The following is an 18,650-nucleotide window of genomic DNA, read 5'->3' on the forward strand; positions in this document are numbered from 1 at the left end:
GGAGGGGTTTGGGGAGGGCAAGGCCACAGGCGATGGTCTCTGTGAGACTCTCTGCCCTCCCCCATCCCCTCCCGCCTGCGGGAGGGGCGTGAGACTCATCAGCGGTTGGTCCAGACCGGGCTGCGCTTTTCTACGAATGCCGCCATGCCTTCCTTCTGGTCGGCTGATCCGAACAGGCCGTGGAACAGCCGCCGCTCAAATTGCACGCCCTGCGCCAGTCCCATATCGAAGGCGGCGTTGACCATTTCCTTGTTGGCCTTGACCGCGATCGGCGCCATGCCTGCGATCGTCGCGGCGGTCTTCAGCGCTTCCTCGACCAGATCGGCGGCGGGGACGATTCGCGCGACGAGGCCCGACCGTTCCGCCTCCTCGGCGTCCATCATCCGGCCGGTCAGGCACATCTCCATCGCCTTGGCCTTGCCGACCGCGTGGGCGAGCCGCTGCGAGCCGCCCATGCCCGGCGTCACGCCCAGCTTGATCTCGGGCTGGCCGAACTTGGCCGTATCGGCGGCAAGGATGAAGTCGCACATCATCGCCAGCTCGCAGCCGCCGCCCAACGCATAGCCCGCGACCGCCGCGATGATGGGTTTGCGGGTGCGGGTGAAGTCGTCCCAGCCGGAGAAGTGGTTCCGCCCGTACATGGCGGCGAAGTCCATTTCCTGCATTTCCTTGATGTCCGCGCCCGCCGCAAAGGCCTTGGGGCTGCCGGTGATGACGGCACAGCGCTGTTCGGGATCGGCGTCATAGGCGCGCATCACGTCCAGCAGTTCGGACAGCAGCTCGGCATTGAGCGCGTTCAGCGCCTGGGGCCGGTTCAGCGTGACCAGGGTCACCGCCTCGCGGCGCTCGACGATCAGGGTGTTATAGTCGGTCATGCGGGCGTCCTTCTCAGCGGTCGTCGGGTGTCCAGGCCTGCCCTTCGGGCATGGGTGCAAAGATATGGTCGATCATCGTGTCGGTCACGCCTTCGGGCGTGGGCGGATTCCAGCGGGGCGCATTGTCCTTGTCGACGATCAGCGCGCGGACACCTTCGATGAAATCGGGGCGCTGGACGACGCGTGAGGCGACGCCATATTCGCGGCGCATCTCCTCGGCGAAATCGGTGGTCAGCCTGCCTTCGTGGAGCAGGCGGAGCGAGACCTTGCAGGCCTGCGGCGATTTGGTGCGCAGGACGGCCAGTTGTTGCGCCGCCCATTCGCCATCATCCGCTTCCAACACGGCGATGATTTCTTCCAGCGTATCGGCGGCGAAGAGCCTGTCGATCTCGGCGGCATGGGCCATGATCTTCGCGTCCGGCGCGGGGGCCGACAGCCGGTCGAGCGTCGCGGCGATGTCCTGCGGCGCGGCGATGATGGCAGCCTTGGCTTCGTCCAGCGCGGACGATGGCAAATAATGAGTGGCCAGCCCCAAGGCATGCGCCTCCGCCCCGTCGAGCCGGTGGCCGGTCAGCGCGAGGAACTCGCCCATCCGGCCGGGCAGGCGCGAGAGATACCAGCCGCCACCGACATCGGGGAACAGGCCGATACCTGTCTCGGGCATGGCGAAGCGGGTATTCTCGGTCGCCACCCGGAAGCGGGCGGGCGCGGAAATGCCGACACCGCCGCCCATGGTGATGCCGTCCATGACCGCGACGATCGGCTTGGCATAGGTGAACAGCCGGTGGTTCATCCGGTACTCGGCATGGAAGAAGCCCCGCGCCGCCTCGCCGTTGCCTCCACCGCTTTCCGCCAGCAGGCGAATATCGCCGCCCGCACAAAAGCCGCGCCCCTCGGCATGATCGATGATGACCGCCTCGACCGACAGGTCGCCGCGCCAGTCCTCCAGCGCGGCCAGTACGCCCTCGCACATCTCGCGGGTCAGCGCATGGATCGCCTTGGGTCGGTTAAGCCGCAACCGCCCGACCGGGCCTTCGCGGGTGACGATCAGGTCTTGGGTCATGCCCGTCCTTCTCTCTTCTTCGACCCCAGCGGAGGCCGGGGCCCAGATGCCGCGCCTTACGTGGCGCGCCACCGGCCTAATGGCAACTGGACCCCGGCCTTCGCCGGGGTGGTGCCAAGGGTGGGTCTCAGTCCTTCAACAAGTCCCGCCCGACGATCATCCGCATCACCTGGTTTGTACCCTCCAGGATCGAATGCACACGCAGGTCGCGCCAGAAGCGCTCGATCGGATAGTCCATCAGATAGCCATAACCGCCATGCAGTTGCAGTGCCCGGTCGACCACGGACGATCCGGTATCGGTCGCGAGCCTTTTGGCCATGGCGGCAAAGCGGGTCTTGTCGGGGGTATTGTCGGTCACCTTGGCGGCGGCGAGATAGAGCAGCGCGCGGGCCGCCTCCAGCTCGGTCGCCATGTCGGCCAGGGTGAACTGCGTGTTCTGGAACTCGGCGATCGCCTTGCCGAACTGGCGGCGGTCCTTCACGTAAGCGACCGCCTCGTCCAGGCAGCGCTGCGCCCCCCCCAGCGAGCAAGCGCCGATGTTCAGCCGCCCGCCGTCCAGCCCCATCATCGCGATGCGAAAGCCCTCGCCCTCCGCACCCAGCCGGTTGGTGACCGGCACGCGGACCTGATCGAACATCACCTGCCGCGTCGGCTGCGAATGCCAGCCCAGCTTGCGCTCGTTCGCGCCGAACGAGACACCGGGGGTATCCTTGTCGATCACCAGGCAGGAAATGCCCTTCGGGCCCTCCTCTCCGGTGCGAACCATGGTGACATAGACCTCATTCTCGCCGCCACCCGAGATGAACTGCTTGGAACCCGAGACGACATAATGATCGCCGTCGCGCACCGCGCGGGTCTTGAGCGCAGCGGCGTCCGATCCCGAACCCGGCTCGGTCAGGCAATAGCTGGCCATCTGCTCCATGGTGACGAGGTCGGGCAGATAGCGGGTCTTCACATCCGCATCGCCGAAGCGATCGATCATCCACGACGCCATATTGTGGATCGAGATGAAGGCCGAGGTCGAGGGACAGCCATAGGCCATCGCCTCCATGATCAGCGCCGCCTCCAGCCGTCCGAGCGCGATGCCGCCGGATTCCTCGGACACGTAGATGGCGGCGAAGCCCAGCTCGGCCGCTTCCTTGATCGTGTCGCGGGGGAAGATGTGCTTCTCGTCCCACTCGGCCGCGAACGGGGTGATCCGGTCAGCGGTGAAGCGGCGGGCCAGTTCCTGGATTTCGCGCTGTTCGTCGGTCAGATCGAATTGGGTCATGGGGTCTTCCATTTCTTAAGCCCCTCCCGCAGGCGGGAGGGGTTTGGGGAGGGCAGGGAGTCTCACAGAGACCGTCGCTTGTGGCCTTCCCTCCCCCATCCCCTCCCGCTTGCGGGAGGGGCGTGCCTAGGTTTAGGCCATTGTTGGGATAACAAACGTATTGCTTCCATCCGGCGAACCATCCGGCCAGCGCTGCGTCACCGTCTTCACCTTGGTCCAGAAGCGGACGCCCTCCATGCCGTGCTGGTTCACGTCGCCGAATGCGGACCGCTTCCAGCCGCCGAAGCTGTGATACGCCACCGGCACCGGGATCGGCACGTTGATGCCGACCATGCCCACCTCGACGCGGGCCGCGAACTCGCGCGCGGCGTGACCGTTGCGGGTGAAGATGGCGACGCCGTTGCCGTACTGGTGCTCGCTCGGCAGGCGCACCGCCGTCTCGAAATCGGGGGCGCGGACGATCTGGAGGACGGGGCCGAAAATTTCCTCCTTGTAGCTCTGCATGGCGGGCGTCACCCGGTCGAACAGCGACGGGCCGATGAAGAAGCCCTCCTCATAGCCCTGAAGCTGGAAGCCGCGCCCGTCGACGACCAGTTCGGCACCTTCGTCCACGCCGGTCTGAATCCAGTCCTCTACCCGCTTCTTGTGCGCGGCATTCACCACCGGGCCGTAATGCGCCTGGTCGTCGGTCGAAACGCCGACCCGAAGCGCGTCGATCGCGGGGATCAGTTTTTCGCGCAGGGCATCGGCCGTCTTGTCGCCGACCGGCACCACCACCGGCAACGCCATGCAGCGCTCGCCCGCCGAGCCGAAGGCCGCCCCCGACAAATCGGCGACCACCTGGTCGAGATCGGCGTCGGGCATGACGATGCCGTGGTTCTTCGCCCCGCCCATCGCCTGGACACGCTTGCCCGCCTCGACGCCGCGCCGATAGACATAATGGGCGATGTCGGACGAGCCGACGAAGCTGACCGCCGAAATCGCCGGATGGTCCAGGATCGCATCGACCATCGCCTTGTCGCCGTGCACGACCTGCAGGATGCCCTCGGGTGCGCCCGCTTCGCGCATCAGTTCGGCCAAGCGGACGGGCACCGACGGGTCGCGCTCGGACGGCTTCAGGATGAAGGCGTTGCCGCAGGCGATGGCGACGCCGAACATCCACATCGGGATCATCGCCGGGAAGTTGAACGGGGTGATGCCCGCACCGATGCCCAGCGGCATGCGCATCGAATAGACGTCGATGCCCGGCCCCGCCCCTTGCGTATATTCGCCCTTTAGCGCGTGGGGGATGCCGCAGGCGAACTCGATCACCTCCAGCCCGCGCTGGATGTCGCCTTTCGCATCGGCGATGACCTTGCCATGTTCGGAGGAGAGCAGATGCGCCAGCGCGTCCATATTCTGCTCGACCAGTTCCTTGAACCGGAACATCACCCGAGCCCGGCGCTGCGGATTGGTCGCGGCCCAGCCCGGTTGTGCCGCTTGCGCGGCGGCGACGGCGCGTTCGAGGAGCGCGGCATCGCCCAGCATCACACGGGCCTGTACCTGGCCACTATTGGGGTCGAAGACATCACCCGTACGGGGTCCGGCGGCGTCGGTTGCGGTCTGTCCGCCGGCAACCAGATGGTCGATCACGCGCATATACTCTCCTGTCCCGGGTCTGATGCCCGACTCTTGCGATTGTAATTATATTGCTCGGACGTGAAATCCAAGATGGGTCGGGCAAAAAGCGGCCAAGCCGCCCTGACGCGCGTCAGATCGCGGGACGGAATCGCCATGCGACACCCGCCGCGACCAGCGCCGTCGCCGAGGCCCCGAACAGAGCCGCCATGCCCCATACAGGAAAGGCCCATGCGCCCATCCCTGCGCCGATCAAGAAGCTGCTCCACAACAGCAGATAGGGCACCCAGTCCCAGCGCCGCCGCCCGGCGATCATCTGCGCCAGATGCTGGCCGATCTTGACTAGGGTGCCGGTCATGTAGGTGACGCCGATACTGACCTCGCCGCCACGCTCGAAGGTGGCGTTGGCGGCCCCCATCGCCACCACCATGGCGGGCACGGTCGCACCACCCCACAGGGCAACGCAGCCCAGCAGCAGCGCGACGAACAGCAGGACGAGCGCCTGCCCCGCCACCGGCCAGATCAGCCGGATGAGCGTGCCCACCACGACTCCACCGACGAACAGGATCAGCAAGGTGGCCAGGATGCCCGCCCCACCCGGCATGTCGCCAAAGGGCGACGCCAGCCGCACCGCCAGCATCGTGCCATTGCCGCTCATGAACGAGACGAAATAGCCGCCCAGCTTCTGAAAACCGATGGCATCGACATAGCCCGCCAGCAGGGCCAGGCCTGCCGCCAGAGGCCAGCTACGTCGATCGGATCGGATCATGCCCGTCCCTTATCAGGGTCGCGGGCGGTCTGACCATCGGAGATCAGGCGAATAAACCGCTTCCGCAGGGATCGGACCGACCGTCCGGGCGTTCAGGCGGCTCGTGGAGGGGATGTGATGGCAGGCGCTTTGGTGGAAATCTGGCTGACCGTGTCGGCGCTGTCATCACTGATAATCATCATGATCGCACTGGGTCACAGCGACATGCGGCGCGAACGCCGGTTGCGGCCTCGCCCCCTTCGCCGCCGCGCACCGATCGCGCGGTCACGACGCGCCCGGCTGTAACGCCGGGCCATTAATCTCAGAACAGATGAAGCAACCGGTCGAGCAGGCCGGGGCGCCGCGAGCGCATCGCCATGTACCGCGCCCGATCCTCCGCCGCACGGCGATACAGAGCGTCCAGCCGCTCTTCGCGCGGCATGTCCGAAATACGCGGCGGCGGCATGTGACTGGCCATCGAACCTTACCCCCAAGGTATTGGTGAAACGTTCCAAATTAACGACGAATCGCTGCTTTCGTTCCCAACGCGTGACAAAGCGGTCATCCGTTCGTCGCAACCCTCATGCCCTTGTCACGACGGGCAAGCGGGGCAAAAACAGGCGTATCGGTCAACCCGAAGCTCTTCTTCGGCAGTGCAACATGAACGTCTCGTAAGATTTCCGTAAGCGGTGGGTCAGGCCACAGCCCCTATCGCCCGGTGCCAATATTCCAGCCTCTCGCGCCGAAAGAAGCCGATGCACGTCAATCCTGCCGACGAAACGCTGCCCGAAACCCGCCGTCTGTCCTCGGGCCAGCAATGGCGCTGGGTGGGAATCGCCGCCGCCGTGGTGATCGGTGTGCTGATCCTGATCACGGTCATCGGCAAGCTGACCCACAAGGAAGAGGTGCCGCCACCCCCGCCGCCGCCCGGCACGCTGCGCCTGTCCAAGGACCAGCTGGATGCGATGCCGACGATGCGTGTCGGGCTGGGGGCCTCGGGCGACCAGACCATGGCGACCGGCGCGATCACCGTCGACGGCACCCGTTCGACCCCCGTGCTGATGCCCTATGCGGGCCAGGTGGTGCGCGTACTGGCCGATGCGGGCCAGGTGGTGCGCCAGGGCCAGCCGCTGCTCCTCATCAAGACCAGCGATTTCGTCGATGCCCGCTCCGGCCTGTTCTCGGCGCGCGCAGCGTATCAGAACGCGCAGGCGCAGCTGGTCGCGGCGCAGCGCAACGCCGACCGCCAGCAGCAAATCTATGAGACCGCCGGTGGCGCGCTGAAGGATTATCAGCAGGCCAAGGCCGACCTCGCCGCCGCACAGGCGACCGCGCGCACCGCCGCCGCGTCGCTGGGCGCGGCGCGTGACAAGCTGGCGATCCTGGGCAAGTCGCAGGGCGAGATCAATCGGCTGGAGAATGTCGGCGAAGTCTCCGGCATCCACGACATCACCACGCTGCACGCGCCGATCAGTGGCGTGATCGCCTCGCGCGATGTCGCCGCCGGGCAATATGTGTCGCAGGGCGGCGACAAGCCGGTGATGACCATCACCGACCCCTCGCGCGTCTGGCTGGTCGCGCAGGTGGCCGAGAGCGATGCCGAGAATGTCCGCGTCGGCGATCCCGTCGAGGTGACGACGCCCGCCGTGCCAGGCCGCATCTTCCACGCGACCATCGACCTGGTCGGTGCCGCGCTCGACCCGCAGACCCACCGCCTGCCGGTGCGCGCCTCGATCCCCAACCCGGACAAGGCGCTGAAGCCGCAGATGTTCGCCAGCTTCGCGATCAAGCATCTGAACGCAGGCGAGGCGATCCGCGTGCCCGCCGCCGCCGTCATCCATGAAGGCGACACCGCGCGTGTCTGGATCATGCGTCCCGACGGCCTGCTGGTCGCGCGCGACGTGAAGACCGGCGATTCCGCCAACGGCCTCGTCACCATCACCTCGGGTCTGAAGCCGGGCGAGAAGATCGTCACCTCGGGCGCGCTGTTCGTCAACGAAGCGGGGATCGGCGAATAATGAACCGCATCGTCGACTTTGCGCTGCGTCAGCGACTGCTGATCGTCGGCCTGTTCTTTTCGATGATCGTCGCTGGCGTCATCGGCTTCATCAACCTGAATATCGAGGCCTATCCCGATCCCGTTCCACCGATGGTCGAGGTCATCACCCAGACCCAAGGCCTGTCGGCCGAGGAGATGGAGCGCAACGTCACCATCCCGATCGAGGTCCAGATGGCGGGCATCCCGCATCTGACCGCGATCCGCGCGATCAGCCTGTTCGGCCTGTCCGACATCAAGATCCAGTTCACCTACGACTATACCAACGAACAGGCGCGCCAGCAGGTCATCAACCGCCTGTCGCAGCTGCCGCCGCTGGCCGGTGGCGCGCAGCCGACGCTGTCGCCGACCTCGCCGGTGGGTGAAATCTATCGTTACCGCATCGTCGCGCCCAAGGGCTATTCGGTGATGGACCTGAAGACGCTGCAGGACTGGGTGCTCCAGCGCCGGTTCAAGCGGATTCCGGGCGTCATCGACGTGACCGGCTGGGGCGGCAAGCTGCGCGCCTATGACGTGGTGATCGACCAGAACCGCCTGAACGCCCACGGCGTCACCGTGGCGCAGGTGCTGGCGGCCTTGTCCAAGAGCGACGGCAATGTCGGCGGCCAGACGATCAACTTCGGCGAACAGGCCGCGATCGTGCGCGGCATCGGCCTGATCCAGTCGCCCGACGCGATTCAGAACGTGCTGGTCGGTCAGGCGGGCGGCGCGCCCGTGCTCATCAAGGACGTGGCGACCGTCAAGGTCGGCAACGCGCCGCGCATGGGCATCGCCGGGTATAATAACGACGACGACATCGTGCAGGGCATCGTCCTGATGCAGCGCGGCGCCCAGTCGATGCCGACGATCAAGGCCGTGCAGGCCGAGGTCGCCAACATCAACGACAGCGGCGTGCTGCCCCCCGGCGTCCATCTGGAGCGGATCTATGACCGTTCCGACCTGATCAACCTGACCATCCATACCGTCATGGAAAACATGGTGGTCGGCATCCTCCTGATCTTCGCGCTCCAGTGGCTGTTCCTCGGCAATCTGCGCTCGGCGATCATCGTGGCGGCGACCATCCCCTTCGCTTTGGCCTTCGCCATCCTGATCCTGGTGTTGCAGGGCGAGAGTGCAAACCTGTTGTCGGTCGGCGCGCTCGACTTCGGCCTCGTCGTCGATGCCTGCGTCATCATGGTGGAGAATATCTTCCGCCACATGGTCGAACGTTCCGCCGCCGTGGAGAACGGCCAGGGTCGCTATACCCTGGCCAGCCGCTTCGGCGCGGTGCTGGGCGCCTCCAGCGAGGTCAGCCGCGGCATCTTCTTCGCCGCCGCGATCATCATCGCCAGCTTCCTGCCGCTGTTCACCCTGACCGGTGTGGAAGGCCATATCTTCGGCCCGATGGCCAAGACCTATGCCTATGCGATCAGCGGCGGCCTGCTTGCGACCTTCACCGTCGCGCCGGTGCTGTCGACGCTGCTGCTGCCGGACAAGCTGGCCGAGACCGAAACGTTCATCGTCGGCAAGCTTCGCCGCGTCTATGAACCCGCCGCGTCCTTCGCGCTGCGCAACAAGATCGTGACGATCGGCGGCGCGGTGCTGATGATGGGTCTGGCCGTCGTCGGCGTGCGCTCGCTCGGCATCGAGTTCCTGCCGCACCTCGAAGAAGGCAATATGTACATCCGCGCCACCCTTCCCTCCTCGATCAGCCTGGAGGCGGGCGAGAAGGTGACGAACGAGGTGCGCAAGATCATCGCCTCCTATCCGGAGACCACGGCGGTCCTGTCCGCCCATGGCCGCCCGGACGACGGCACCGACGCGACCGGCTTCTTCAACGTCGAGTTCTTCGTACCGCTGAAGCCCTTCGACACCTGGCCGAGCGGCATGACCAAGGAGAAGCTGATCGACGAACTGTCGACCCGGCTCGCCAAGAGATATCCCGGCGTCGACTTCTCCTTCTCGCAGATCATCGAGGATAATGTTGAGGAAGCCGCCTCGGGCGTGAAGGGCGCCAATTCGATCAAGCTGTTCGGCCCCGATCTGGTCACGCTGGAAAAGCTGGCCAACCAGATCAAGGCGCAGATGGCCAAGGTGAAGGGCATCGAGGATCTCGGCGTGTTCGAGATCCTGGGCCAGCCGACCGTGCGGATCGACGTCGATCGCGCCAAGGCCGCCCGCTATGGCCTGACGCCCGACGACATCAACCAGACGGTGGCCGCCGCCATCGGTGGCCAGTCGTCCGCCGACCTGTACGAGCCCGGCACCGACCGCCACTTCCCGATCATCGTGCGGTTGCAGCCGACCCAGCGCGACTCACTGGAATCGGTGCGCAACATCACGATCGGCGCGCCGAGCCCCGACGGCAACGGCACGATCCAGGTGCCGCTGTCCGAGGTCGCCAGCGTCAAGCTGACCACCGGTGCGTCGTTCATCTATCGCGAGCATCAGGAACGGTACGTGCCGATCAAATTCTCGGTACGTGGCCGCGACCTGGGCGGCGCGGTCGAGGAGGCGCGGGCGCGGATCAACCAGAATGTCCACCTGCCGCCGGGTTATCACCTGGAATGGGCGGGCGAGCTGGACAATCTGAAGAACGCGATCGCCCGGCTGGAGATCGTGGTGCCGATCAGCCTCGTGCTCATCCTGCTGCTGCTCTATGCGAATTTCGGCTCGATGCGCGACAGCCTGCTGGCCTTCTCCGCGATCCCGATGGCGATCGTGGGGGGCGTGCTGGCGCTGGCCCTGACCGGCACGGCGTTCAGCATCTCGGCGGCGATCGGCTTCGTGGCCTTGTTCGGCATCGCGGTGATGGACGGCATCCTCGTCGTCACCACCTTCAACAACGCGATCGACGAAGGCGCGCCGCGTGAGAATGCGCTGGCCACCACCGTCAAGAACAGCCTGCGCCCGGTCGTCATGACCTGTCTGGTCGCCGCGATCGGCCTGCTGCCCGCCGCGCTCTCGCACGGCATCGGCAGCCAGGTGCAGAAGCCGCTCGCGCTGGTCGTGGTCGGCGGCATGACGCTGGCCCCGGTGCTGATCCTGCTGGTCCTGCCGGTGCTCATCAGCCGCTATTCGACCCGCGTGCCGCTGTCGCAGCGCAAGAAGAAGCATGATCCGATGGTCGACGACCAGGACGATACCACCACTCCTGAATCCGGGGTTCCGGCATGAAGCGTTTCCTGACCCTGCCGCTGCTCGCCTGCGTCTCGGCCTGCGCGGTCGGCCCGCATGATCTGGACGCCCATGCCAGCCTGCCCCCCATGGCTCCCGCGCCGGTTATCGCTCCGGCGACCGGCCCGGCCCAGACGGTGTCCGCCACCGTCGCCCCCGAATGGTGGCACGCCTTCGGCAATGCGCAGCTCGACGCGCTGGTCGCCGAGGCACTTGCGCATAACAACGATGTGGGTGTCGCCGAAGCTTCTCTGCGGCAGGCGCGGGAACAGGCGCGGGCAACACGCGGCTCGCTTCTCTTCCCGCAGGGAAGCCTGAATTATCAGGCGCAGCGGACCCGCGTATCCAACGCGCTATCCCCGGCGGTCGCCGACCAGAACCAGCAGCTCTATACGCTGCACACCGCGCAGGTCAGCGTGTCCTATGACGTCGATGCGTTCGGCGGCAACCGGGCGCAGGTCCGCTCCGCCGCCGCGCGGGCCGAGGTGCAACGGCATCAGCTGGACGCGGCGCGGATGACGGTGGCGGCCAACCTCGTCACCGCGCTGATCGAACGGGCAAGCCTGGCCGAACAGGTCGCCGCCGCGCAGACCGCGATCCAGGTCAACCGCGATATCCTGGGAGCGCTGCAACAGCGGCAGCGGCTGGGCGCGGTCGGTGCTTCCGACGTCGCGCAGCAACAGGCGGCGCTCGCCAATGCCGAAGGGGCCCTGCCCCCGCTGGTGCGCGCCGAAGCGGCGCAGCGCACCGTCATCGCGACGCTGATCGGGCGTCCGGCGGGCTCGGCCCTGCCACCGCTTCCCGAACTGTCGCAGCTGACCCTGCCGACCGAACTGCCCGCCATCGTGCCGTCCGAACTGGTCCATCGCCGCCCCGACGTGCTGGCCGCCGAAGCGCAGTTGCAAGGTGCGGGCGCGGATGTCGGCGCCGCCATCGCCGCGCGCCTGCCCAGCATCCAGCTATCGGCCAATGCCGGTGGCTCGGCGCAGAATTTCGGCGACATGTTCAAGAGCGGCAACCCCTTCTGGGCGCTGCTCGGCGGCATCACCCAGCCGCTATTCCACGCCAATGCGCTGCGTCACCAGCAAAAGGCGGCGGAAGCCGCGCTGGACGGGGCCAAGGCGCAATATCGCCAGGCGGTGCTTCAGGCGTTCGGCAATGTCGCGGACTCGCTGACCGGCCTGTCGACCGACGCACAGGCGCTGGATGCGGCTCAGCGGGCCAGCAATGCGGCGGGCCAGGCGCTGACCTTTGCGCGGCGGCAGCTGGCACTGGGCGACGTGGGGACGCTACAACTCCTAAACGCCACCGCAACGGACGCGCAGGCCCGGTCGCAGCTGATCCAGGCCAAGGCGGCGCGGATGACCGATACGGTCGCCCTGTTCCAGGCCGCCGGGGGGCCCGTTACGGGATCGTGAGGTTTTTGGGGCGGGCGGATCGAGGCTCGCCCCTACCTCTGCTCAGCCGAGCGAAGTCGAAGGCCAAGGGATTTTGGTTCGCGCAGAGGCGCGGAGGACGCAGAGGACGCAGAGGACGCAGAGGACGCAGAGGTTGCGCTCCCCGCCCCCCATTTAAATACTCTTTGTTCCCCGGCGAAGGCCGGGGCCCAGTTACCATGTCGTTGGAAGCGCGCGGTGCGGTTGCGTGGGAGGCCATGACGGCCCGCTTTCGACGGCGCCCCGCAACTGGACCCCGGCCTTCGCCGGGGTGGTCATTCTGGTTTTGGAGCTGGGCCTTACCGCCGCCCTCGACACCGCTCAGGCTGAATAGCGGGCGGGAAGAAAAAAGGGGAGGACGCGTCGCCCTCCCCCAAATCAGAACAACCGGGTCAGCAGGTAGAACCCCGCCCCCATCGCGGCGGAGGCCGGGATGGTGATGATCCAGGCGATCACCACATTGCCCGCCACGCCCCAGCGCACCGCCGAGGCGCGCCGCGCCACGCCCGCGCCGATGATCGATCCGGTGATGGTATGCGTCGTCGACACTGGGATACCCAGCGCGGAGGCGCAGAAGATCACGATCGACCCTGCGGTCGAGGCACTGAACCCCTGATGCTGCGACAGCTTGGTGATGCGGCTGCCCATCGTTTCGATGATCTTCCAGCCGCCGGTCATCGTGCCCAGCGCCATCGCGACATAGCAGGAGATGGCGACCCAGTGCGGCACCTCGAACGGGCCGGTCAGGCGGCCGGTCGAATAGAGGAGGACGGTGATGATCCCCATCGTCTTCTGCGCATCGTTCAGGCCGTGGCTGAGCGAATAGGCGGCAGAGGAAACGAGGTGCAGCGCGCGGAAGCTGCGCTCCGCCTGCCCCGCCGTCGAGCGGCGCAGCGCCCAGCTGCTCAGCAGCATTACCAGCATCGCCAGCATCATGCCCAGCATCGGCGACAGCACGATGGCGAGGAGCGTCTTGTTGAGACCCGCCCACTGCACCGCGCCCGTACCCGCATGGGCCACGCCCGCGCCAACCAGCCCGCCGACCAGCGCATGGCTGCTCGACGACGGGATACCGCGCAGCCAGGTGATGACGTTCCACGCCATCGCCCCGCCCAGCGCGCCGAAGATGACGGCGGGCGTCACCACGTCCTGCGCGATCAGGCCCTTGCCGACCGTCTCCGCCACCTTGTGCAGGCTGGGAAAGGCGACGGTCAGGAAATAGGCGGCGAAGTTGAAGAAGGCGGCAAACAGCACCGCCGCGACCGGCGACAACAGCCGCGTCGCCACCACGGTCGCGATCGAATTGGCCGCGTCATGCAGCCCGTTCAGATAGTCGAAGGCCAGCGCGACCAGGATCAGGCCGGCCAGCAACGGAAAGGCGAGTTCGTGCATGATCCCGCGCCTCAGGCGTGATCGATGACGATGCCGTCGATCTCGTCGGCGACATCCTCGAACGCGTCGAGGATGCGCTCCAGATGCTTGTACACTTCCTTCTCGATGACGAAGCGCAGCGTGTCGCGCTCGCCGCATTCCTCCAGCGTGCGCTTCAGGCCCGCCGCATGGATCTCGTCGGCGCGACCTTCCAGCCGGACCAGTTCCTCGGTCAGCGCATGGAGGCGGTCGCCGTTGCGCGCGACATCGCGCATCAGCGGCATCGCCTCGACGGTCAGCCGGGCCGCCTCAACCGCGACCGCCGCCATCTCGCGCATCTCGGGCGCGAAGCTGGTCAGGCGGTACAGGCCGATCGCGGTGGCGGCGGCGTGCATCTCGTCGATCGTGTCGTCCATCGACCCGATCAGCGAAGTAATCGAGGCGCGGTCGAACGGCGTCAGGAAGGTCGAGCGGACCGAGGTCAGGACCTGGCGGGTGATCTCGTCGGCGTCATGCTCGCGCGCGGCGACGGCGGCGATCTCGTCGGCGGTGTTGCCCTGCGTGTCGAACAGCCGGACGGTGGCCTCGGCCCCCGCCAGGACGGTGGCGGCTTGCGCCTCGAACAGCGCGAAGAAATTGCCGGTCTTCGGCAGGAGGCGTTGGAACCAGGCGAACATCAGTCGGTAACCCCGATAGTGATCCGAAACCGTGCGCATCTTTCGGCCATGACCGATCGGGCCACGACGAAACGCCGGACCGCGAAAAGGTCATGAAGCCAGGATGGCACGAACGTCGCCCCCCTGACCAGTCGCGGCCCCTCCGTCAAGCAAAACGCTGTTACACCAATGTGACACCCGGGTCATCAGCGGCGGTCACGGCAGGGCGGGCGGCTGGTACGGCAGAGTGAAGGACAGGGCCCAGAGAAGGAACAGAACAACCGGCAGATGGACGATCAGCTGCAGGAAGCTGAACCCCACGATATCCCGCGCCTTCAACCCCAATATGCCGAGCAAAGGCAGCATCCAGAAGGGGTTGATGAGATTGGGCAGGGCCTCCGCTGCATTGTAGATCTGCACCGCCCAGCCGAGATGGACATGCAGTTCGTTGGCCGCCTGCATCACATAGGGCGCCTCCAGCAGCCACTTGCCGCCCCCCGACGGCACGAAGAATCCCAGGATCGCCGAATAGGCACCCATGGTCAGCGGAAAGGAGCCGGGCGAGTTCAGCGCGACAAAGGCATGGGCGATCTGGTCGGCGACGCCCACCCCCGCGCCGTTCTTCGCCCCCGTCAGCATCGCGGCGATGGCGGCGTAGAAGGGATATTGGATCAGGATGCCCGCCGTCGCGGGCACCGCGCGGGCCAGCGCAATCAGGAAGCGCTTGGGCCGCCAGTGCAGCACCAGCCCGGCCATCAGGAACAGGAAATTATAGGTGTTGAGGTTGGAGATCGCGACCATCCAGTCCGCCTTCGCAAACTCCTGCACCAGCCAACCCGCCGCCAGCAGGCCGATCAGGACGGTGACGAGCGGGGCATGTTCCAGCCACTCGCCCGGCTGGGTGCGCGGCGGCAGCGCATCGTCCTCGCGCGCCGGGTCGATGCCCATGTCCTCGGCGGTTACGGCGGCATCCCGGCCCGGGGCCGACGCCATGGCGATGACGGTCGAAAGGACGATCAGGATGCCTGCGATCAGCATCGACTGCCACAGGAAGATGGTCTGGCTGAACGGAATGACCCCAGTAATTGGCAGCAGCGCGGGCGGCAGGCTGGCCGGGTTCGCCTGAAGCTGCGCTGCCGAGGAGGACAGTCCCATCGCCCAGGTCGCGCCCAGCCCCAGATAAGCCGCCGCCCCCGCCGCCCGGTAATCCATGCGCAGGTCGCGCCGCCGCGCGCAGGCGCGGGCCAGCAATCCGCCGAAGATCAGGCTCAGTCCCCAACTGAGCAGCGACGACACCATGGTCGCCAGCGCGATCATCCCGATCGCCCCCCGCGCACTGCGCGGCCGCCGGGCCAGCCAGTCGATCAGCCGCTGGACCGGCGCGGAAGTGGCGACGACGTACCCGCCGATCGTTACGAACGCCATCTGCATGGTGAAGGGGATCAGCGTCCAGAAACCGTCGCCGAAGCTCTTGGCCACCGCCGGTGCCGATGCGCCGTTGACCAGCGCCGCCACCGCCACGACGACGACCGCGATCGCCACGAAGATGAAGGCATCGGGAAACCAGCGTTCGGCCCAACCCGTGAAGCGCAGGGCGAGCCGAGCCAGCGCCCCTTCGCCTGCCGCTGTCCGCTCCCTCGCCATCCCGCTCCCCCTTTGTTGCACCGTCGAAACGGCCGTCCGTCGCATCAATGCGGTGAAGCCTTTCATGTTGCACGGCCCCCGGTTGCAATTTCGGCCCAGTGTGGCGCGGGCGCATCAGCTCTGTCACGCAAGCGCCATAATGTGCCCCTAACCGCCCCGATTACCGGGAGAATAGCAATCAGTCGGGCGGCGTGAACCACCCGACGGAGCGTGGGGACTATATGAAATCCGTAATCAAGACCGCGGCGCTGCTGGGCGCTGCGTGGGGTGTTCTGGCGACCGTGCCGGCGATGGCGCAGACTGCCGATCAGGGCGCGGCCCCGACCGCTGCCGCCGCCGATGAGCAACAGGGCCTGGGCGACGTCGTCGTCACCGCCGAGCGCCGCTCGGAAAGCCTGAACCGCGTGCCGGTATCGGTCGGCGTGGTCAGCGGGTCGAACCTGCGCACCTTCCAGCAGGGCGGCGAAGACATCCTGGCGCTGTCGGGCCGCGTGCCCGGCCTGTATGCCGAGACGACCACCGGCCGCATCTTCCCGCGCTTCTACATTCGCGGCCTGGGCAATATCGACTTCTACCTCGGCGCATCGCAGCCCGTGTCGATCATCCAGGACGATGTGGTCCTGGAGCATGTCGTGCTGAAGTCGAACCCGGTGTTCGACGTCGATCAGGTCGAAGTGCTGCGCGGCCCGCAAGGCTCGCTCTTCGGGCGCAACACGACCGCGGGCATCATCAAGTTCGACACGATCAAGCCGACCCAGAGCTTCCAGAGCCGCGCCACCGCCTCGATCGGCAGCTACAACACGATCAGCATGGATGCCGGTGTCGGCGGCCCGCTGATCCGCGACGTGCTGGCCTTCCGCCTGTCGGCGCTGGTGCAGCACCGCGACAACTGGGTCGACAATGTCTATGCGGGGCCCAGCGCCGACCGTACGCTGACCCAGAAGAACGACGCGATGGGCGGCTTCACCGAGCGCGACGTGCGCCTCCAGCTGCTGCTGACGCCGACCGACACGCTGTCGTTCAACCTGTCGGGCCATGCCCGCTGGTATGACGGTACCTCGACGCTGTTCCACCGCGCCGCGCTGAAGAAGGGTTCGCGCGACGTCTCGGCCGAGCCGCGCGACCGCGTCGCCTATGACGAGGGTCAGAACAACCCGCAGGCCTATGACACGCAAGGCACGTCGTTGCGCGCCAGCTGGGATCTGGGCGGCGCCGAGCTGAGCTCGATCACCGCCTATGAGACGACGGCCGGGTACAGCAAGGGCGACACCGATGGCGGTGCGGCGGCGAACTATCCGGTGAACGGCGTGGCGAACGGCTATGGCCTGAGCCAGGGCCAGGTGCGCGGGCTGGACCAGTGGACGCAGGAAGTCCGCTTGGCCTCGACCGGCAACGGCGCGTTCAAGTGGCAGTTCGGCGGCATCTATTTCGACAGCCGCGACATCACCGACTTCTACCAGCGCGCCTATCTGATCGGGGCGAACCCGAACAACTGGGTGCGCCTGCACGACGTCAACACCAGCTGGGGCCTGTTCGGCCAGGTCAGCTACCGCGCGACCGATCGCCTGACGCTGACCGCCGGTGGCCGCGTGACCGAAGATACCAAGCGGACGCAGTTGCTGCGCACCGCCGACACCGCCGCCGGTGTCTCGACCTATCGCGGTCGCCGCGACGTGCGCCTGTCGGATACCCAGCCCAGCTGGGACCTGTCGGCGCTCTATAAGGTGAACCCGAACGTCAACGTCTATGTCCGCGCGGCGCAGGGCTTCCGCGGGCCGACGATCCAGGGTCGCTCGGCCGTGTTCAACTCGGACTTCTCGACGGCGGGTTCGGAAACCAACCTGTCGTTCGAGACGGGCGTCAAGTCGAAGCTGTTCGACAACACGCTGCGCCTGAACGCCGCCGCCTTTGCGTATCGCGTAAAGAACATCCAGCTGAACGGCAACGACTCGAACGGCAACGGCGTGCTGCTGAACGCCGACAAGGCGGTGGCCTATGGCCTGGAAGCCGATGCCCAGTGGCTCCCGGTGCGCAATCTGGCCCTGTCGGCGGGCGTCAGCCTGCTCCACTCGGAAATCCGCGACCGCAACGTCCAGGTCCAGACCTGCGGCCTGAACGGCGTGATGGTCTGCACCGTGCTGAACGGCCCGGTAACGACCCGCACCGTCTTCGGCGCGAACGCGTATTTCGTGCCGATCAACGGCAACCCGCTGCCCAACGCACCGGAATACAACGTCAATCTGGCGGCCAAGTACGACATGCCGCTGGCCGATGGCGGCAAGGCGTTCATCTCGACCGACTGGAACCTGCAGGGCTATACGAACTTCGTCCTGTACCGGACCAAGGAGTTCACCTCGAACGGCAATTTCGAGGGCGGCCTGAGCATCGGCTATTCCGCGCCGAACGATGATTGGAGCCTGTCGGTCTTCGCCCGCAACATCACGAACGAGAAGAACCTGAAGGGTGTGATCGAAAACTATATGGCGGCCGTGTTCAACGAACCGCGCATCATCGGCATCTCGTTCAGCGGCAAGTATCGCTGATCGGTGTGACCGGTTGAAGGAAGGCCCGTCCCTCTCTGTGAGGGGCGGGCCTTTTTCTTGGGGTGCGTCTCACCCCCCCGCACTTAGCGCTTCCCCCGGACCGATCCTGTCCTTGCCCGCGCATGGCGCTCGGCATGGGCGAGCAGCGTGTCGAGGTCCTCGCGCGCGATGTCGAAGCTCTCGTGCATTTCCTCCAGCGCGGCGTCGACATCCTC

14 protein-coding genes are annotated in these 18,650 nt (G+C 66.5%); 5 read left to right on the forward strand and 9 right to left on the reverse strand.

The window, feature by feature from the left end; translation table 11 throughout:
• Window positions 1-98 precede the first annotated feature (98 nt).
• From SB4_RS16275 to SB4_RS16295, 5 genes are all read right to left on the reverse strand, one after another.
• Window positions 99-875: an enoyl-CoA hydratase gene (locus tag SB4_RS16275; RefSeq protein ID WP_058753417.1), complete on the reverse strand. Its 777-nt coding sequence runs from the start codon at window positions 873-875 to the stop codon at window positions 99-101.
• A 13-nt stretch (window positions 876-888) separates the two neighbouring features.
• The gene (locus SB4_RS16280) at window positions 889-1,938 is read right to left on the reverse strand and encodes an enoyl-CoA hydratase/isomerase family protein (RefSeq protein ID WP_058753418.1); all 1,050 of its coding nucleotides are present in this window, start codon (window positions 1,936-1,938) and stop codon (window positions 889-891) included.
• A gap of 127 nt (window positions 1,939-2,065) precedes the next feature.
• The gene (locus tag SB4_RS16285) at window positions 2,066-3,208 is read right to left on the reverse strand and encodes an acyl-CoA dehydrogenase family protein (RefSeq protein ID WP_058753419.1); all 1,143 of its coding nucleotides are present in this window, start codon (window positions 3,206-3,208) and stop codon (window positions 2,066-2,068) included.
• 132 nt (window positions 3,209-3,340) lie between these two features.
• A complete protein-coding gene (locus tag SB4_RS16290; RefSeq protein ID WP_058753420.1) occupies window positions 3,341-4,846 on the reverse strand; it encodes a CoA-acylating methylmalonate-semialdehyde dehydrogenase in 1,506 nt (501 codons plus the stop codon).
• Between the two features lie 112 nt (window positions 4,847-4,958).
• The gene (locus tag SB4_RS16295; protein ID WP_058753421.1) at window positions 4,959-5,594 is read right to left on the reverse strand and encodes a YoaK family protein; all 636 of its coding nucleotides are present in this window, start codon (window positions 5,592-5,594) and stop codon (window positions 4,959-4,961) included.
• 117 nt (window positions 5,595-5,711) lie between these two features.
• Between SB4_RS16295 and SB4_RS20090 the strand changes: the two genes are divergently transcribed.
• Window positions 5,712-5,879 (forward strand): hypothetical protein, encoded by a 168-nt coding sequence (locus SB4_RS20090; RefSeq protein WP_156477708.1) that lies wholly within the window; start codon window positions 5,712-5,714, stop codon window positions 5,877-5,879.
• 16 nt (window positions 5,880-5,895) lie between these two features.
• Here the strand turns inward: SB4_RS20090 and SB4_RS20095 are convergent, their stop codons facing one another.
• Window positions 5,896-6,051 (reverse strand): hypothetical protein, encoded by a 156-nt coding sequence (locus tag SB4_RS20095; protein ID WP_156477707.1) that lies wholly within the window; start codon window positions 6,049-6,051, stop codon window positions 5,896-5,898.
• Between the two features lie 277 nt (window positions 6,052-6,328).
• Between SB4_RS20095 and SB4_RS16300 the strand changes: the two genes are divergently transcribed.
• Genes SB4_RS16300 through SB4_RS16310 form a run of 3 tightly spaced genes read left to right on the forward strand, consistent with a single transcriptional unit; the run spans window position 6,329 to window position 12,203 of the window.
• Window positions 6,329-7,591 carry an efflux RND transporter periplasmic adaptor subunit gene (locus SB4_RS16300; RefSeq protein WP_058753422.1) on the forward strand — a complete coding sequence of 421 codons (1,263 nt, stop codon included), beginning with the start codon at window positions 6,329-6,331 and terminating at the stop codon, window positions 7,589-7,591.
• On the forward strand, window positions 7,591-10,785 hold the full coding sequence (locus tag SB4_RS16305) for an efflux RND transporter permease subunit (protein ID WP_058753423.1): 3,195 nt from the start codon (window positions 7,591-7,593) through the stop codon (window positions 10,783-10,785). The genes SB4_RS16300 and SB4_RS16305 overlap by 1 nt, the downstream gene beginning before the upstream one ends.
• Window positions 10,782-12,203 carry an efflux transporter outer membrane subunit gene (locus tag SB4_RS16310; protein ID WP_058753424.1) on the forward strand — a complete coding sequence of 474 codons (1,422 nt, stop codon included), beginning with the start codon at window positions 10,782-10,784 and terminating at the stop codon, window positions 12,201-12,203. The genes SB4_RS16305 and SB4_RS16310 overlap by 4 nt, the downstream gene beginning before the upstream one ends.
• A 396-nt stretch (window positions 12,204-12,599) precedes the next feature.
• Here SB4_RS16310 and SB4_RS16315 read toward each other — a convergent pair whose 3' ends face one another.
• The 3 genes from SB4_RS16315 to SB4_RS16325 form a co-directional block, all read right to left on the reverse strand.
• Window positions 12,600-13,613 (reverse strand): inorganic phosphate transporter, encoded by a 1,014-nt coding sequence (locus SB4_RS16315; protein WP_058753425.1) that lies wholly within the window; start codon window positions 13,611-13,613, stop codon window positions 12,600-12,602.
• Window positions 13,614-13,624: 11 nt separating this feature from the next.
• A complete protein-coding gene (locus tag SB4_RS16320; RefSeq protein WP_241488658.1) occupies window positions 13,625-14,308 on the reverse strand; it encodes a DUF47 domain-containing protein in 684 nt (227 codons plus the stop codon).
• A 156-nt stretch (window positions 14,309-14,464) separates the two neighbouring features.
• Window positions 14,465-15,892: a short-chain fatty acid transporter gene (locus SB4_RS16325; RefSeq protein ID WP_058753426.1), complete on the reverse strand. Its 1,428-nt coding sequence runs from the start codon at window positions 15,890-15,892 to the stop codon at window positions 14,465-14,467.
• A gap of 221 nt (window positions 15,893-16,113) precedes the next feature.
• Here SB4_RS16325 and SB4_RS16330 point away from each other — a divergent pair, with 221 nt between their 5' ends.
• Window positions 16,114-18,435: a TonB-dependent receptor gene (locus SB4_RS16330; protein ID WP_058753428.1), complete on the forward strand. Its 2,322-nt coding sequence runs from the start codon at window positions 16,114-16,116 to the stop codon at window positions 18,433-18,435.
• The last annotated feature ends 215 nt before the right edge of the window (window positions 18,436-18,650 follow it).

The organism is Sphingomonas sanguinis, from assembly GCF_001476905.1.
Lineage (GTDB): Bacteria > Pseudomonadota > Alphaproteobacteria > Sphingomonadales > Sphingomonadaceae > Sphingomonas > Sphingomonas sanguinis_B.

Bases quoted from the DNA above. Each gene is read 5' to 3' on its own strand.
- SB4_RS16275 (WP_058753417.1), bottom strand. From the start codon at position 875: ATGACCGACTATAACACCCTGATCGTCGAGCGCCGCGAGGCGGTGACC.
- SB4_RS16280 (WP_058753418.1), bottom strand. From the start codon at position 1,938: ATGACCCAAGACCTGATCGTCACCCGCGAAGGCCCGGTCGGGCGGTTG.
- SB4_RS16285 (WP_058753419.1), bottom strand. From the start codon at position 3,208: ATGACCCAATTCGATCTGACCGACGAACAGCGCGAAATCCAGGAACTG.
- SB4_RS16290 (WP_058753420.1), bottom strand. From the start codon at position 4,846: ATGCGCGTGATCGACCATCTGGTTGCCGGCGGACAGACCGCAACCGAC.
- SB4_RS16295 (WP_058753421.1), bottom strand. From the start codon at position 5,594: ATGATCCGATCCGATCGACGTAGCTGGCCTCTGGCGGCAGGCCTGGCC.
- SB4_RS20090 (WP_156477708.1), top strand. From the start codon at position 5,712: ATGGCAGGCGCTTTGGTGGAAATCTGGCTGACCGTGTCGGCGCTGTCA.
- SB4_RS20095 (WP_156477707.1), bottom strand. From the start codon at position 6,051: ATGGCCAGTCACATGCCGCCGCCGCGTATTTCGGACATGCCGCGCGAA.
- SB4_RS16300 (WP_058753422.1), top strand. From the start codon at position 6,329: ATGCACGTCAATCCTGCCGACGAAACGCTGCCCGAAACCCGCCGTCTG.
- SB4_RS16305 (WP_058753423.1), top strand. From the start codon at position 7,591: ATGAACCGCATCGTCGACTTTGCGCTGCGTCAGCGACTGCTGATCGTC.
- SB4_RS16310 (WP_058753424.1), top strand. From the start codon at position 10,782: ATGAAGCGTTTCCTGACCCTGCCGCTGCTCGCCTGCGTCTCGGCCTGC.
- SB4_RS16315 (WP_058753425.1), bottom strand. From the start codon at position 13,613: ATGCACGAACTCGCCTTTCCGTTGCTGGCCGGCCTGATCCTGGTCGCG.
- SB4_RS16320 (WP_241488658.1), bottom strand. From the start codon at position 14,308: ATGCGCACGGTTTCGGATCACTATCGGGGTTACCGACTGATGTTCGCC.
- SB4_RS16325 (WP_058753426.1), bottom strand. From the start codon at position 15,892: ATGGCGAGGGAGCGGACAGCGGCAGGCGAAGGGGCGCTGGCTCGGCTC.
- SB4_RS16330 (WP_058753428.1), top strand. From the start codon at position 16,114: ATGAAATCCGTAATCAAGACCGCGGCGCTGCTGGGCGCTGCGTGGGGT.